Here is a 13,930-nt window from a genome sequence, read left to right as displayed (position 1 = left end):
GTCGGACAGCGAGTCGCTGACTTCCTGAATTCGCGTCGTGTTCGCCCCGAGCGCGGTCGACACCTGGCCGAAGCGCTGTGCCGTGGCCTGCTCGTTTGTGACCACCACCTGATCGAGTTGGCTGATGCTGGACTTGTTGTCGGCCACCTGCGCGTCGAGGGTCGTCAGTCGCGTGACTGCCGCCTCGTTCTGCGTTGCGCGGACGCGGACTTCGTCTGCAAACTTCGCCGTCGCATCCCAGCTTTTCATGGCGTCGGCCAGCTCGCCCTCGCCGTTGTCATCCCGCGCAGCGGCCTGCAGCGCAGTCAGCTGGCTGGCAGAAGCGGTGACCTTGCCATCGAGGTTCGTGATGTCAGCGGTGTTGCGCCGCACTTGGCTTGCCAGCGCATTGGCGGTCTCGAGGATCGTGCCAATGTCTGCCCAGTAGTTCGCGTCCGGCGGCGCCGCGCCCGCTGGCACATCACCAATGGCCTGGAAGAGTCTCTGTCCCTGACGCACCACGTCCCCACGGGTGTAGGTCGTTTCAGGGTTGTATGCCAGTGCATCAGTAAGCTCGTCGATGCGCTCGTACAGCTCTTTCTTGGCCTCATCAATTCGATCAGACACAGAGCCAGGTCCGTCGCCGGAAATGAGCTCGATCTCCTTTCGCAACTCCGGGTACAGCGCCCCCTTGGTGATCCTTTCCTTGAAGTACTTGTCGTACTCTGACTGATCAGCGCTTGACTGACCGTTGATGCCCACGCCTGCTGGATACCACGGCCCAACGTTGCCAGAGCGGTCAATGAGGCGGGCCCAGTAGAAGAACGACACGCCAGCCGCTAGGCCATGAATCTCGTGATCTGCCTGCGGGTAGGCGAAGTCCCCCAACTTGATCGCCTGATCGCGGCTGGTTGTTGCGCTCTGCCAGATCTCCGTGCGTTGTGTGTCATCTGCGCCAGGCGGGAAGCCCCAAGCCAGGCCGGTACCGAAGACCAAAGGCGTGGCACTGAGATGTGTCACCGCCGGCGGCGGCGTGGTCTTACCGGCCACGTTCGTCAGCGTCGAGGTCGTCGGGATAGACGCAACGTCTAGCGCGTTCACGGCGCGGACGCGGGCCAAATACTGGCCGGCATACACGCCCGTCACATCGACGGACAGCTCACCGGTGCGAGGCACTTTCACCCAGTCCCGAGCGCCCCAGCGCCACTCCACCTCGTAGGCCACCGCGCCGGGCGCCGCGTCCCAGCCGATGGTCATGGTGGTAACCGCGATGCCCTGCGACACAGACGAGTGGCTGCTGATCAGCACGCGCGCCGGCGCATCTTGCACGCTGGGCGGCAGAACGCTGATCGGCCGGTCATCAATCATCGTGCCGTGGTCGATGGCGTCGAACTTGTTCGGCTCGTGCTGGATCAGGTCCAGCTGAAACCGCGTCCACTCCGGCCGCGTCACGTTGCGGACGTAGAACTGCATCAGCTTGAGGTCGTCGTAGTCGATCGCCCAGGCGCACTCTGGCTCTGGCGTTTCGCTGAAATCGGCCATGACGGTGATCGCGCGACCCACCGCCGACTTCACCCGCCGCGCTTCGGCCTTGCCGCTGGGCAGGTTGACCAGCAGGCGCGCCCCGGCCGGCACCTCAGTGTCTCGGTCCAGCGTCACGACACGGCCCGCCACGGAGGCAATGCGACCCCCGTTGCCCCGGCCCGCGAGCAGCGGGTCGGACAAGGCGATCACTTTGCCGGGCTTCGGGATGTAGCCGTCGAGGCCCACGTTGATCGTCGCGCCGCGGATCTGCAATTGCTCACTGAGCAGCGCCCAGTTGCCGGCGCGCTGGGCTTGACTGCGCGAGGTGCAGCCGACCGCCTCAACCGACAATTCGCGCACGCCGTACTCGGCAATGGCGTCGTCGTCGAACACCGGCTCCTTGTCGGTCTCGAAGCCCTGGTCAGGATCGTCGAACGACACCATCGCTTGGCTGTGGCGGTCGCGCAGCTTGCTGCCGGTGTACTTGACCATCCCATCGCCGAGGATCTGCGACAGGGTGTAGGTGTAGGCCGGATCCTGCGGCATGTCCGCGTTGACGGTGATCTGGTTGCCATCCCAGTAAGCCAAGCCGTGGAAGATCGCGGCCAGGTCTTGCAGCACCGCCCAGGCATCGGCCTGCTTCTGCAGGTATAGGTTGCAGGTGAAGCGCGGCTCCTGGCCACCCTTCCCGTCCGGCACGAACTGGTCACAGTACTGCGCGATGCGGTAGAGCGACCAGCGGTTGATCATGCTCGCGTCGACGCGATCGCCCAGGCCGTAGTACGGATGCAGCACCAGGTCGTAGAAGATCCAAGCCGGGTTGTTGGTGTAGGCCTCTTTGAACGAGCCGTCCCACACGCCATTCGTGGTACCGGCGCCAGCGGTGGCGTAGGTGCGCGTCTCGGGATCGTAGTTCATCGGCACACGCACGATGCGCCCCCGCATCAGCACCGCGATCTTGGCGATGTCCCCGCCGAATTGCTGGGCGTCGTACTCGACGCAGCCCACGGCCGTCAGCGGGTACTCCTGATCGCTGTCGACCACCTCGGCGATGGCCTCGACGACCATCGCATCCTGCACCAGCGAGCTGTTTGCATTCGGCGTGATGCGGCGCGCGCGGATCGTCCAGCGGTTGCCGGCTGGCAGTTCGATGCGGTGTGAGCGCTCGTACTTGGTGACGTTCTTGCGGCTGACGCTTGAGGTCAGCAGTTCCTGGTACGGCCCGCCATCGGTGGCCACGTCCACGGCGTAGGCGATGGTCACGCCATCGATGTTACCGCCGCTGTCCTGCGACTGTAGCTGCGGCCAGGAGAATCGAACGCGCACGGCGTCGATCATTGCGTTGTTGATGCTGTAGACCCACGGGGTGGTGCTGCGCAGCTCCTGGCCGACCTTGATTTCGTTGCTCGCCTCGGTGACGCCGACCAGGCGCTCCTGGTGCAGCTCACCGGAGCGGAACTGCCATTTGACGCCTGGGTAGTTGAGGGTGCCGTCTTCGGCCATGACCGGCGTGCCGTCGAGTTTCACCGAGCGCAGGCCATTCACCGGCCCGACGATTGGCCCCCAGCTCCAGATGTATAGCATCTGCGCGGTCGCGATCGACGGCACGCTGTTGGTCGCGATGCTCGGTTGCTTCGGCTTCTTCGCGCCGCCTTTGGCGCCCACCACGGCCCGGCGCTTGATCGGCGCGCGCCGAGACGCCTGCTTCAGTGCTTGAGCCATCCAGTCCTCCAGATACGGAAAAACCCGCCGAAGCGGGTCTGTGTGCGCCAGCCGCTACAGCTGGTCTTGTGTGAGAATGCTGCCCGACTCAACGGCACCACCGATCTCACGCTCGCCGTACAGCAGCGGATAGGGGTTGCCCTGGGCGATGGTGGTGACCGCGCTGCCGAAGCCGTAGCTGGGATTGTTGCCGTCTTCGTTGCGATCAAGACTGCCGGTCTGCGCAGTGGGCGAGAGCATCTGCACAACGCCGCCCGCCGCCAGCGCGGCGCCCCCGGCGACCATCGCCAGGCCGACACCTGAGCTCAGGCCGCCGGTAAAGAAACCTGCGACGATCAGCACAGCGCCGAGCACAACCTGGAAGATGCCGCCCTGCTTGCTCCCTTGAATGATCGGGGCGATGCGGATCTCTTCCTGGTCCGAGCCCTGCAGATCGAACTCCTCCGGACCCAAGTTGCGCTTGCCAGAGAAGATCGTGAACACAAGCCCGCGCTCCTCGCCCGTGGTCAGGAACTTCTCGAAGCCCGGCACCATCGCGCACAGCGCCTGAACCGCGTCACGGGCGCTGTTCACCTCCAGCTCATACTCGCGGCCGAAGTGCTTGCGCAGCACGCCGTACAGCTTCACGGTCCGCTTCATGGTTGGTAGTCCTTGTGTCGGAGAATGAGCCGGCAACGGTTGGCCATCGACCAGCCGTAGACCTCGCGTGTCGAGACCCTGCCGGCCATGTGGTGGTAGATGAATGGCCCAGCACCGCCCAGCGTTGGGGCGTCCTCACTGGCCAGTGCCGGCTCGCTGCCGAGGTAGATCGCCGCGTGGTTGGGGTGAAAGCACGGACGGCCCGGTGACGACACCATGAACACCAGCATGTCGCCACGCTGTGGCTCGCCCACCTGGTAGAAGCCCGCACCCTCGAAGTTGTTTTCGTAGAGGCTCGGCCCATCGGCCTCCTCCCACCACAGGTCCTTGCGCTCGAAGTTGGGCAGCACCAGCCCCGCCTCGCGGGCATACCAGTCTCGGCAGGCGCCCCAGCAGTCGAGCAGGCCATGGGAGAACTCACGGCCCAGCAACGGCGCCTGATAGCCCGAGGGCTTGAACCACTCCATGTCACCGCCGGGCCATGCGACGATGCCCCAGGGCACCTCGTGCAACTCGCAACTGACGCGGTCGGCCATGCTCGGGCGCGGGCTCGCGTCCGGGTGGCTGTGGATGATCGCCAGCAGCGTGCCCCGGTCCTCGGCGTCGGCCAGATCCTCGTGGTGCAGCGTGAACTGGTCGCGGGACGTGCGGGCCAAGTTGCGGCATGGCACGTACTCACGGCCGGCTTCGGTCTTGATCAGCACGCCGCAAGCTTCTGCCGGGTGCTCGCGTTCGGCATGCTCGCGGATCGCGGCCTGCAGTTGTTGGTTGATGCGCATGGGTTACCTCGAACTGGCGATCAGACTCGCCCCCATTGAGCCGCCGAAGCGGCGGGTGTTGCCGCGCAGCTTGCAGCTGTTCCAGCGGCCTGCGCAGCGATCGAGCGCCGGGTTGTCGGTCGGCTCGTTCTGCTTTGTGAACATCGCCGCCCCGGTGTATGCGCAGGCCTCGCCTCGGTACCCGCCGCGGCAGGCCCAGCGGCACAGCTTGGTGATCTGCTGGCTGGGCAGTTGCACACCGCCAAAGTCCAGCGGGCTCGACAGCTGGAACGTGACTTGCTCGCGGTCTTCCTCGGTCTTCTGCTCGATGTACCAGAGGTTTTCGCGCGCCTGGTTGGACGCGTTCGGATTCCCCTCGGGGAAGTTGGCGGCATCCAGGAAGTGCCGGAAGGTTTCGATCACCCTCACCTTCGCCCCGGCCATGTCCTTGAGCGCCAGGCACAGGGCGCTGACCGCGCCGCGCACGCCAGCGATCTCGTTGGCCACTTGCAAGGTCGGCGTGGCGGGCCTGCCGTCGCCACGAATGTCGAAGCCCTTGGCCTCGATCTGGATGGGCTCATACAACTGGCCCTGCCAGATGATCGGCCTGTCCTGGGCATGCCCGTGGAAGCGCATGACGTTGCCGCCCAGGCGAGTCGTGTCCACTTCGTACAGCCGGATCTGGTTGCCCGGCTCCAGCTTCTGGATGTCGGATTCGAAAGTCATCGGGGCCTCAGAAAAAGCAAACCCCGCAAGGGCGGGGTCAGTACGGGGTGAATGTCTGCTTCATGGTGAAGCTGATCTTGAATTGCCCGGCGCCCTGCGGGTCGAGCTTGTAGCCGTTGACCTTGTAGCGCCCAGGCTTGCCACCAGGTGGGGTCCAGAGAAACGAGCGGTAGCCCTCGTGCCGATCCAGGAAGTCGCGCATCTGGCGCACCTCCTGCCCGTCGTCGAGGCTGCCCACGGCCTGGTGCGTCCACTCTTCCGACTTACCGTTGATGCCGGTACCGCCGGACTGACTGTAGCCGTCGCCGAAGTCGTTCTCCCACACCCGCTGCTTGATGTCGCCAGAGGCGCCAACGCGGGTGCAGAAGGTGAATGTCTCTGCCATTACCGCCTCCAAAGCAGGCCGCCCTGCTGAGTCTCCTGATACAACACATCGCGGACCTGCTCTACGAACGCTTGCCCGAAGACTTCTCCTTGTCGGCGCGCGTCTGCATCGCTCATTCCCTGCTGGGCCTGCACGGTGACCGGCGCTTGGATTGTGATGCCTCCACCACCTCGCCCCGCGCCAGCCCCCGCCTCGTTCGCGCTGCGCAGGTAGTGCGTCAGGTCGCGGTTCTGGTTGGGGTTCAGCACTCGCTCCCCGCCATCAAGCAGCCAGGTGCCTTCGCGGGGGATGTTGTCGATACCGTCGTGGGCCATACCCATGAGGGCTGTGGACGCCACGCCGGCGACCATCGGCGCGGTTGCGGCCGCAGCGGCGGCAGCAGCAGCAGGTGCAGCTGCCGGGCCAACGACCGGGATGGCTGCGGTGGACGCGAAAGCCGCCAACTGAGCTTGGAAGGCCGTCGCCTGGGCGTTGGCCACCATCGCCATTCCGGCGGTCGACTGCGTTGTCTTGCCCACCAGCAATTGCACTGCCTGATAGACCAGCCACTGCGCGGCCATGTCGGACAGGGCGCCGACGAATGACTTGCCGAAGCCGGTGATCATGTCCATCAGCGCATCGCCGGCATCCTTCGAGCCGGTGGACACGTCGGACAGGAACGAGCTCAGTTCGCTCTTGGCGCTGCCCAACACCGACGTTGTTGCGTCGGCAGCCATGGCCGAGTAGTCCGTCGCCGCATCAGCGAAGTTCTCCCAGGCACTGGTGACGCCATCCATCCAATCCGCCCGGGCCTCGTCCACTTGGTTGTAGTAGTCCTGCTGCAGCACCAGCCGCTGGGCCAAAGCCTCGCTCAGCACCTCGGTTTCCTGCTCGTACAGCTCGGCACTGATATCGCCGCTGTTGCGCTGGAGCACCAGTTCACGCTGCTGGCGATTGAAGTCCTCCTCGATGGCCAGGCGCTCTTTCAGCCGCTCCTTGTACTTGTCGCCGCGCCCAGCGCCAGCCAGTTCCAGGTCGAAGCCGTTCTTCGCGGTCAGGTAGTCCTCATTGGCATTCGACTTGAAGGCCGCGAGCTTCTTCGCATCCTCCTCGGCCTGCTTGATCTTCTTCAGGGAGTCGAGCTCGGCGGCCAGGCCTTCCAGGCGCTTGCGCTGCTTGTCGTTGATGCCATCAAGCTTGCCGCTTGATACCTCGAATGCCAGCTTCTCAACCTCGGTTGCGTCCTTGCGCTTGTCGGTCGAGGTGTTGATCAGCTCGATCTGGCGCTTGTAGTTCTCTTCGGTCGTTTCGAATGTCTGGTTGAGCTTCTTGGCGGCGGCGGCGGCAGCTTTGGCTGCGGCCTGTTCGGCCAGCGTGATGGCTTTGAATGATCCTGGTCCGCCTGTTTTGAGTCGATCCAGAAGATCGGCCAACTCTTTCACCTGGTTCGACGTACTACCATCGCCCGAATTCTTATCGAAGCTGGCCATCAGGTCGCCATAGCCAGTGATCAGAGAATCCATCTGCTCCTTTGTGCCGCCGATCACCTTGCCCATGGCGTCGACGTTCTTGAAGGCGTTGTAGATCCTTACCGGTGGAAGATATTTGTCATACCACTTCGCGTCCTGCCCTCCGACCATGGCGTTATCAAGTTCTGACAGGGATTTCAGGCCCACACCCAGCAAGTGGATGCCTGCCACCGTACCAATTGCGAACTTGGCCAGGGCCTGAAGGCTAGCTGCCAGATCATCCGTGACTTTCTTCGCGAGGACGCCGTTAATGCTGGAATCACTCAAGCGCCCAGCGAACTCTGACATACTCGGCAGTAGCTCGGCTGTGAGCTGATTAGTTATTCCAGAAATGGATTGATCGACTAACCAGTTTGCAGCTTGAAGCTCTTTAGCTGCCTTAATGGTTTTATCATCCATGATAGATCCGGCCGCTTCTGCAGCATCGCCGAATCTTTTAAATCCCTCACTATTGTTTCGAAGAAGAGGGAGCAGCACCGTAGCATCATTTGCAATGGCTTCCATGTAGAAAGTCATGTCGCTCTGGCTGACTTTGGCTTTTTCTAGGCTGGAAACATAAAGGCCGAGAGCCTGGCTTCCGCTCAGGTTTCTGAACTGATCAGCAGTCACCCCCACCTTTGGCGCGATCTGCTCGAAGAAATCCTTCATAGCACCGCCGCCGGTATTGAGGAAATCCCCGACTTTGTCGTTTACATCCTTCAGGATGTCAGAAAGCTTGTCCTGCTCTACCCCGACAATCTTGGCACCTGAGGCGAGCTTCTGAAAATCGGTTGTGCTGACGTTTGCCACTGATGCCAGCTTCGCCACTTCAGTTGCAGACCTGATAGCCGAAACGGTTATTGCTCCAAGAGCCGTAACGCCCGCCGCAAGGCCCCCACCTACAGCCGCGCCGAGCTTGGCAGCGCTATCGCTGATCTGCTTCATTCGCTTGCTGGCTGAGCGCTCAGCCTTTTCGAGACCCTGCTCGAAACCGCCGACCTTGGCAATGAGGTCGAGCGTTAAAGTTCCTAGCGACCGGCTTGCCATTTTAGCTCCCATAAAAAAGCCCGCTGATGCGGGCTTCGATCTATTCCAATAGTCTCTTCTTCTCTATCTCGTACTCGTTTTCTGTCAGGTTTCCTGAAGACTTTAACTTTGCGAGACGTTCTAGCTCTTCGTATTTGTTAAAATTCTGCACAGGACGCGGCTTGAGCCTCTGGCCAAAAATCGCCCATATAAGGCATACCAACCAAACAACTCCTGTCCAGCCAAGAAAAAGATTCAGCATGAAAATCGAAGTATAGCTCTCGTGCCTACGATAAAAAGCAATCATCATAGGCACGAAATAGACCACTACAGATATTGCTATACCAATCAAGTGTCCAGCGTAAAATAGTTCCAACTTGGCTCCCTCCTATAAGACATGAGGGCCAATTTAACACTTGACCGGCACCCGGCCAAATCATCCTCTAGCTCCACTCCTCCATCGCCTGCTCCAAGCTGACCGGAGCGCGGTCTGCGTGAGGAGTGAAATCATCAGGGGTGAAGGGTTGCGGCCGACGCTGCGGGTCACGACCCTGGTTCGCGAGGATCGAAGCCAGCAGCGCCACGCCGCGCTCCACTCTCATGCCGAGGTGGAGCGACCCTCTCCGCTCCCTGAACTTCAGCCAGGAGTGGAACTCGCGCAGGCTCAGGTTTTCTTGCGCTTGCGCGATGGTGCGGCCCCCGACTCCGGCGAGGACGAGCTCATGCCAGAACTCGTCGAGGGCGGTGAGCTCGGCGTCTTTCCCAGGTTGTTGACCTCATGGATGGCGGTGAGCAGCGCCACGGTGAGGTTGCCGTCGAGCGCGCCCATGCGCTTGGTGCTGTCCGGATCCTTGGCCAGCTCGGCGGTATCCAGCGGGCCATGCGTGATATCCAGCGCGGTGAACACCGGGTTACCTTCCTCGTCGCAGATGGCAGCAGCGATCCGCCCGGCGATGCTGTCCTGCTTGCCGCCGGCGGCGAGCACGTCGCTGACCGCGCTCTGGTAGCCGAGCGGGCGCACAAACACGGTGGCCGTGATCATGTCATCGCCCTGGCGCCACTGGACTTCTTTCTGCACAGGCCGGCCGGTGAAGGAACCCGACTGGCGCAGGCTTTCGATGTTGAGCTTCATGGTCTACCTCACGCCGACTTCTTGATCCAGGCGGAACCGCCCGAGCGCTGGATGGATGCGGCGGTGCTGACCACAGCGTTGGCGGCGAAGTCGAACGGGAAGTCGGCAACGTAGCCCTCGAAGATGTACCAGGTGCGCGTCGCGGGCAGTTCGAAGTCATCGCCATCCGCATTCACGGTCGGCGCGGCAGTGCCGTCAGACCAGCCCACCGCCCACTTCACGGTGGAATCGCCGTCCTCCTCCGACATCTGGTGCAGGCGCACATGACTGGCGTTGTTGGGATCGGCGTTGATGGTAAGCGATGCCTGGCCAGGGGTGCGCAATCCTGGCTTGTAGGTGCGCTCCTTGGAGCTGAGGCAGGTGTCCTCGATCTGCTCCTTAGGAGAGCCGCCGGGGTTGAAAGCGGTGGCGCACTCTACTTCCAGCACGGCGAGGCCGGTTCCGGAGGCAGCTTTCACCAGGGCATAGACCTGGGTGCCTTGAGTCAAGACGGACATAGGGGTCTCCTATCGAGCAAAAAAATACCCGCATTCGGCGGGCTGGGGTTGGTCAGCGGCGGACTATCCAGTCCACGTCGAAGCTGGTTCGGTAGTTCTTGGTGGTGGGGTCTCGGCTCTCGCCGCCCCAGCGAGTGATGTTTGCCCGGAGCTCGATAGCGTCCCGGATTGCGTCTCGCACGCTCCGGACAGAGGTACCGGTGGTGCCGTAGATATCGACCTGCAGCGTGAAGCTGTCGACATCCGGCCGGCCAGCCAGGTAGTTCTCAGGATCTCCGGTGATCAACTGCCAGACCGCGTATGGCTTGGCCACGCCCTCCTCGGCCTCGCCGAACGAGTAGAGGCGCATGTCCACGCCCGCCCCGAGCAAAGCCGTCACGGCAGCACTCGCGGCGCAGGCCTCAACGATTGGTGGTGTCATGAGGATGCCGCCTTCTTCTTCGCAGCGCGCCGGATAGCGCGGTCGATTGCCTTCTCGTACTCCGTCACGAAAGTGTTGGTGACCTGGGCGATGCTGTCGGCGAGCGCCGGCCGCATGAATGGCACGGCGGCCATCTTCTCGGTACCGAACTCGAGCAGGCGCCAGTGCGGCGTCGGTGAGTTCGGACTGAGGTCACCGCCATCCTTGAGCACGGCGCCATGCAGCACGCCGATCCGGAAGCCCAGGTCGCCGGTCCGCTTGAACAGTCGCCCGTTCCAGCGCAACGCAATGTTGTCCGCGATCGAGCGCCCGGTCGCCTTGTCGTCGATGCGCTCTGCGCGCTCCTTGGCGTTCTGCACCACCACCTGGGCGGCCTTGCGTAGCGCGGCCCGGCCACCCTTGCGGCGAACGTCGTAGCTGACGGAGTCCAGCTTGCCGAGCAGGGCGTCCAGGCCCGTGATGGAGAACTCGACCCCGTCAGCCATCTTTCACCCCCTTTGCGACCAGAATTGTCAGGTAGTCCAACCCCGACTTCGGGTCCGCCAGCGGAGGGCCAACGATGCTGTAAACCTCGCCCCGATACAGGATCCTCATCGTGGCCAGCACGCCAGGCCGGTACCGAATGACGATCCGACTTGTGGCCTCGGCCTGACCCGCCTGAGCTGCGAGAAACTCGCGGGTAGACAGATCCTCGACGCTGGCCGGGCACTTGGGCCAGAGGGTCACCCAGTCCTTTTCGCCATACTCCAGTGTCACGGGATCGCGGACGGCCTTGAACTCCTGAATGTCGATGCGATGCCGGAGCTTTCCGGCCTGCATCACACACCCATCCGGATGCGGTACGGCATCAGCAGGTGCTGGGAGGCCAGCGGCAGCTCGGTGGCCGAGCCGGTCGTGACGACCTCCTCCCGGTTGGCGAACAGGTGTCCCAGCTTCAGCAGGCACGCGGCCTGGATCGCTGGATTGAGCACCATCCCATAGGCAACCGCATCGGCCCGGTCGTATGCGTCGGCCAGCGCCTGTCGGGCATGCTCGAGCAGACGGCAGCGCAAGGTGTGATCTTGCTCTGCGTCGGCGGCGGTCACCGCAGCGGCATTCGCCGCGCGGGCCTGCTGCATCACCAGTTGGACGCCTGCCCGAGCCTGATCGAGCGACACCTGATCCAGGTAGAAACGGCGATTCAGGAACTGCATCGCCGCCTCCTCTGCCGCATCGAGTTGCGACTGCACCAGCACCTGGTCTTCGGGCTCGGCCAGCAGGTGGTGCATGGCAATGTCGATATCGATCACGGACATGCTCAGACCTCCAACGGCTGGCGGGACACCAGTCCGCGCTGCTCCAGTTCTTCGGCGTGCTGTCGCAACACCAGATAGCTGGGTCCGCCACGTCGACGCAATTCGCCATCGTCCATGAACGACCGCAGGGGGTAGACCTCGATCCTCGATGGATTCAGTTCGAGCGCACTGCCCGCGTCCTCTTCGCCTGGGGGCGGGCTTTCGGCGATCGTCCCACCCTTTTCCTGTTTCTTGGGGCTAGCCATGAAATCACTCCTGTAAGGCGTCACCGCTGACGCCTTCGTTGGTGGGCTGGGTTTACTTGGTGGTCAACGGGCCGGTGACGAACGCCTCACCGCGGTAGATGGCAAACGCCAGGCGCTCTTCTGCACGCAAGGTGGCCATGTTGTTCTCGAAGTCCTTGTCGTTCTCGGTCGAGATCAGCACCTCGATTTCCATACGGTCGAATATCTGAGCGCCCAGCTTGAAGGCGCCAACCAGGAAATCGTTTTGGGTCATGGCCTGAGTCGAGACGACGGGGCGATTCCACAGGCGTGCATTGGTCCCTTCCTGAGGCTGACCAATGATGTAGCGCCCTTCCCCGTCCTTGGTCAGCTCGATGGCGGCCCAGTCGATGGGGTTCAGGACGATGCCGTCCGATGGGAACTCGGCCAGCTCGGCCTGCAACAGCGCCAGACGCAGACGGTCGATGCGCTGCTCACCGGCCACGGTCACGCCGCCAGGTGCCGCATAGATTTGTGCAACGGTCATCAAACCTTGGAGGTTCGCGCCGGTGCCGTTGCCGTAGAGCAACTGCGCCTCTTCCGCCATCGTCAAGCCGTAGCGGGCACGGCCGTCGATGTAGCTCTGCAACGCCGGGGCGTCGTCCAGCATCTGGCGGCTGGCCTTGAACAGATGCGCGATGGTGCGGACGTTGGCAGTAGCCAGGGCAAACTCGATGTCCGAGTACGGCTTGGCGGTGTTTTCGGCAACGGTACGCGCGTTGTTGGTGAAGCCGGTTTCGCGGATGTACTCAATCGAGTTCGACTCGGTGGTGCCGGGTGCGACCAGATCGCGGATGGTCAGGCGACGCGGGGGCGGCGTCACGATGCCGGGCAGTCGCTGCGCAGGGACCAGGTCGCCACCGGTAGCGGTGGTGATCGCTGCACGCGGCACCGAAACACGGCGCGACCCTCGGAAGGGCGAGCTGATGTCCTTCATTTCGTCGCTGCCGACCACCAAGGCGCCCACCGATTTTTGCGGCTCGTCTTGATGCGAGTGATCGCGGTTGGCGTTGACCAGCTTCTGCTCGGCCTCGCCCAGGCGCGCCTGCAGCTCGCCCTGCGTCACCAGCATCTCGTCGACCTTCGCTCGAGTCTCCTCGCTCATCGCACCGGAAGCTTTGATCTGCTTCTCGGTGATCTCGGCCTGGCTTTTGATTTGGTCGCCGATACCCTTGAGCGCGGCGTTGATTTCTTTGACTTGGGCTTCATAGTCCACGGTCATTTTCCTTTCAGAGAGTTCAAGAGATTGGTTGCCGCGCTCAGAGAGGCGGTGAGGTCTGGCGCGACAGCGGTCGGCTTGTCGGTCGGGGCAGCGTTATGCGTGCCCCCGCCGGTAGCGCGGGGCGTACTGGACTTGAAAGTGGCGAACAGCTCACGGCGCTGGGAACGGGGCATGCCCGCTTTTGCCAGCGCGGTGTCCATGGCTTTGAGGGCATTGGTCTGAGCGGTGTCGTCAGTCTCGCGCTCGACGATTTCATTGGCCGCCAGGAGCCCAGTGGCCAGCCCCAGCTCAACCGCTCGCTTCCCACGGATGAAGGTCTCGTCGTCCATGAGCTCGGCCATATCCTTGACTGGCTGCCCGCTGGTTTCGGCGTAGAGGTCGGCCATTGCGGCGTCAAACTCCTCCATGTCGTCCGAGACATCGCGCAGGTAGTGGCGGTTGCCAGCCAGGAAAGTCCAGCAGTTGTGAATCATCAGGAAGGCGCTACTCGCGACCTGCCTTTCAGCGCCCGCAAGGTAGATGATCGACGCGGCGCTCGCAGCCATACCGAGCACCTTCGTGGTCACCTTCTGGCTGTGCTCGCGGAGGCGGTTGTAGATGGCGATACCTTCGAACATGTCGCCACCGGGCGAGTTGATGTAGACCGTTACCTCTCGATCGCCGATCGTGCGCAACGCTGCGTCGATCCGCTTGATGGTGACACCCTCGCCGTACCAGTCCTCACCAATCACCCCGTAGATGGTGATCGTGTCCGAGGTGTTTTCAACCGCAGCCTGAATGGCCGGGTTCCATTTATCGAGCGCGCGCGGGCTCATCTCGCTGCGCAGGCCGCGAGACTGGATCTTGTGTTTCAT

Annotated in this window: 15 protein-coding genes; all 15 read right to left on the bottom strand. The window is 62.8% G+C overall.

Translation table 11 applies throughout. The features are described 5' to 3' along the window. Positions 1 to 3,225, bottom strand: a 3,225-nt coding sequence (locus Q7C30_RS00475; protein WP_317870230.1) for a phage tail protein, incomplete at its 3' end; no start/stop codon positions are given. A 54-nt stretch (positions 3,226 to 3,279) separates the two neighbouring features. Continuing rightward, the gene (locus Q7C30_RS00470; protein ID WP_317870229.1) at positions 3,280 to 3,864 is read right to left on the bottom strand and encodes a tail assembly protein; all 585 of its coding nucleotides are present in this window, start codon (positions 3,862 to 3,864) and stop codon (positions 3,280 to 3,282) included. Next, entirely contained in the window at positions 3,861 to 4,643 is a 783-nt protein-coding gene (locus Q7C30_RS00465; RefSeq protein WP_317870228.1) for a C40 family peptidase, read from the bottom strand. The genes Q7C30_RS00470 and Q7C30_RS00465 overlap by 4 nt, the downstream gene beginning before the upstream one ends. Positions 4,644 to 4,646: 3 nt before the next feature. Continuing rightward, the gene (locus Q7C30_RS00460; protein WP_317870227.1) at positions 4,647 to 5,348 is read right to left on the bottom strand and encodes a phage minor tail protein L; all 702 of its coding nucleotides are present in this window, start codon (positions 5,346 to 5,348) and stop codon (positions 4,647 to 4,649) included. Between the two features lie 37 nt (positions 5,349 to 5,385). After that, the gene (locus Q7C30_RS00455) at positions 5,386 to 5,733 is read right to left on the bottom strand and encodes a phage tail protein (RefSeq protein ID WP_317870225.1); all 348 of its coding nucleotides are present in this window, start codon (positions 5,731 to 5,733) and stop codon (positions 5,386 to 5,388) included. Beyond that, positions 5,733 to 8,267, bottom strand: coding sequence for a phage tail tape measure protein (locus tag Q7C30_RS00450; RefSeq protein WP_317870224.1), 2,535 nt, complete (start codon positions 8,265 to 8,267; stop codon positions 5,733 to 5,735). The genes Q7C30_RS00455 and Q7C30_RS00450 overlap by 1 nt, the downstream gene beginning before the upstream one ends. A 643-nt stretch (positions 8,268 to 8,910) precedes the next feature. Then, on the bottom strand, positions 8,911 to 9,378 hold the full coding sequence (locus tag Q7C30_RS00445; protein WP_317870223.1) for a phage tail assembly chaperone family protein, TAC: 468 nt from the start codon (positions 9,376 to 9,378) through the stop codon (positions 8,911 to 8,913). An 8-nt stretch (positions 9,379 to 9,386) separates the two neighbouring features. Beyond that, positions 9,387 to 9,875, bottom strand: a complete 489-nt coding sequence (locus Q7C30_RS00440; protein WP_317870221.1) for a phage tail tube protein — start codon at positions 9,873 to 9,875, stop codon at positions 9,387 to 9,389. 52 nt (positions 9,876 to 9,927) lie between these two features. Beyond that, entirely contained in the window at positions 9,928 to 10,296 is a 369-nt protein-coding gene (locus Q7C30_RS00435) for a DUF3168 domain-containing protein (protein WP_317870219.1), read from the bottom strand. Beyond that, positions 10,293 to 10,781, bottom strand: coding sequence for an HK97-gp10 family putative phage morphogenesis protein (locus Q7C30_RS00430; protein WP_317870218.1), 489 nt, complete (start codon positions 10,779 to 10,781; stop codon positions 10,293 to 10,295). Before Q7C30_RS00430 ends, Q7C30_RS00435 begins: the two co-directional genes overlap by 4 nt. After that, positions 10,774 to 11,115, bottom strand: a complete 342-nt coding sequence (locus tag Q7C30_RS00425; RefSeq protein ID WP_317870235.1) for a phage head closure protein — start codon at positions 11,113 to 11,115, stop codon at positions 10,774 to 10,776. Before Q7C30_RS00425 ends, Q7C30_RS00430 begins: the two co-directional genes overlap by 8 nt. Then, positions 11,115 to 11,591, bottom strand: a complete 477-nt coding sequence (locus Q7C30_RS00420; protein ID WP_317870217.1) for a head-tail connector protein — start codon at positions 11,589 to 11,591, stop codon at positions 11,115 to 11,117. The genes Q7C30_RS00425 and Q7C30_RS00420 overlap by 1 nt, the downstream gene beginning before the upstream one ends. A gap of 2 nt (positions 11,592 to 11,593) precedes the next feature. Then, the gene (locus Q7C30_RS00415; protein ID WP_317870215.1) at positions 11,594 to 11,836 is read right to left on the bottom strand and encodes a hypothetical protein; all 243 of its coding nucleotides are present in this window, start codon (positions 11,834 to 11,836) and stop codon (positions 11,594 to 11,596) included. Positions 11,837 to 11,888: 52 nt separating this feature from the next. Beyond that, complete coding sequence (locus Q7C30_RS00410) at positions 11,889 to 13,076, bottom strand: phage major capsid protein (protein ID WP_317870214.1); 1,188 nt, start codon at positions 13,074 to 13,076, stop codon at positions 11,889 to 11,891. Then, the gene (locus tag Q7C30_RS00405; RefSeq protein ID WP_317870213.1) at positions 13,073 to 13,930 is read right to left on the bottom strand and encodes a head maturation protease, ClpP-related; all 858 of its coding nucleotides are present in this window, start codon (positions 13,928 to 13,930) and stop codon (positions 13,073 to 13,075) included. The genes Q7C30_RS00410 and Q7C30_RS00405 overlap by 4 nt, the downstream gene beginning before the upstream one ends.

Source organism: Pseudomonas sp. RAC1 (assembly GCF_030658255.1).
Classification (GTDB): domain Bacteria; phylum Pseudomonadota; class Gammaproteobacteria; order Pseudomonadales; family Pseudomonadaceae; genus Aquipseudomonas; species Aquipseudomonas boreofloridensis.
Note: the sequence above shows the minus strand (reverse complement) of the source record. Positions and strands in the feature narration are given on the sequence as shown.

What these genes read in the sequence shown, in the direction of transcription:
- Q7C30_RS00415 (WP_317870215.1), bottom strand. Translation starts at nt 11,836, where the DNA reads ATGGCTAGCCCCAAGAAACAGGAAAAGGGTGGGACGATCGCCGAAAGC.
- Q7C30_RS00425 (WP_317870235.1), bottom strand. Translation starts at nt 11,115, where the DNA reads ATGCAGGCCGGAAAGCTCCGGCATCGCATCGACATTCAGGAGTTCAAG.
- Q7C30_RS00440 (WP_317870221.1), bottom strand. Translation starts at nt 9,875, where the DNA reads ATGTCCGTCTTGACTCAAGGCACCCAGGTCTATGCCCTGGTGAAAGCT.
- Q7C30_RS00455 (WP_317870225.1), bottom strand. Translation starts at nt 5,733, where the DNA reads ATGGCAGAGACATTCACCTTCTGCACCCGCGTTGGCGCCTCTGGCGAC.
- Q7C30_RS00430 (WP_317870218.1), bottom strand. Translation starts at nt 10,781, where the DNA reads ATGGCTGACGGGGTCGAGTTCTCCATCACGGGCCTGGACGCCCTGCTC.
- Q7C30_RS00465 (WP_317870228.1), bottom strand. Translation starts at nt 4,643, where the DNA reads ATGCGCATCAACCAACAACTGCAGGCCGCGATCCGCGAGCATGCCGAA.
- Q7C30_RS00450 (WP_317870224.1), bottom strand. Translation starts at nt 8,267, where the DNA reads ATGGCAAGCCGGTCGCTAGGAACTTTAACGCTCGACCTCATTGCCAAG.
- Q7C30_RS00470 (WP_317870229.1), bottom strand. Translation starts at nt 3,864, where the DNA reads ATGAAGCGGACCGTGAAGCTGTACGGCGTGCTGCGCAAGCACTTCGGC.
- Q7C30_RS00420 (WP_317870217.1), bottom strand. Translation starts at nt 11,591, where the DNA reads ATGTCCGTGATCGATATCGACATTGCCATGCACCACCTGCTGGCCGAG.
- Q7C30_RS00445 (WP_317870223.1), bottom strand. Translation starts at nt 9,378, where the DNA reads ATGAAGCTCAACATCGAAAGCCTGCGCCAGTCGGGTTCCTTCACCGGC.
- Q7C30_RS00405 (WP_317870213.1), bottom strand. Translation starts at nt 13,930, where the DNA reads ATGAAACACAAGATCCAGTCTCGCGGCCTGCGCAGCGAGATGAGCCCG.
- Q7C30_RS00460 (WP_317870227.1), bottom strand. Translation starts at nt 5,348, where the DNA reads ATGACTTTCGAATCCGACATCCAGAAGCTGGAGCCGGGCAACCAGATC.
- Q7C30_RS00435 (WP_317870219.1), bottom strand. Translation starts at nt 10,296, where the DNA reads ATGACACCACCAATCGTTGAGGCCTGCGCCGCGAGTGCTGCCGTGACG.
- Q7C30_RS00410 (WP_317870214.1), bottom strand. Translation starts at nt 13,076, where the DNA reads ATGACCGTGGACTATGAAGCCCAAGTCAAAGAAATCAACGCCGCGCTC.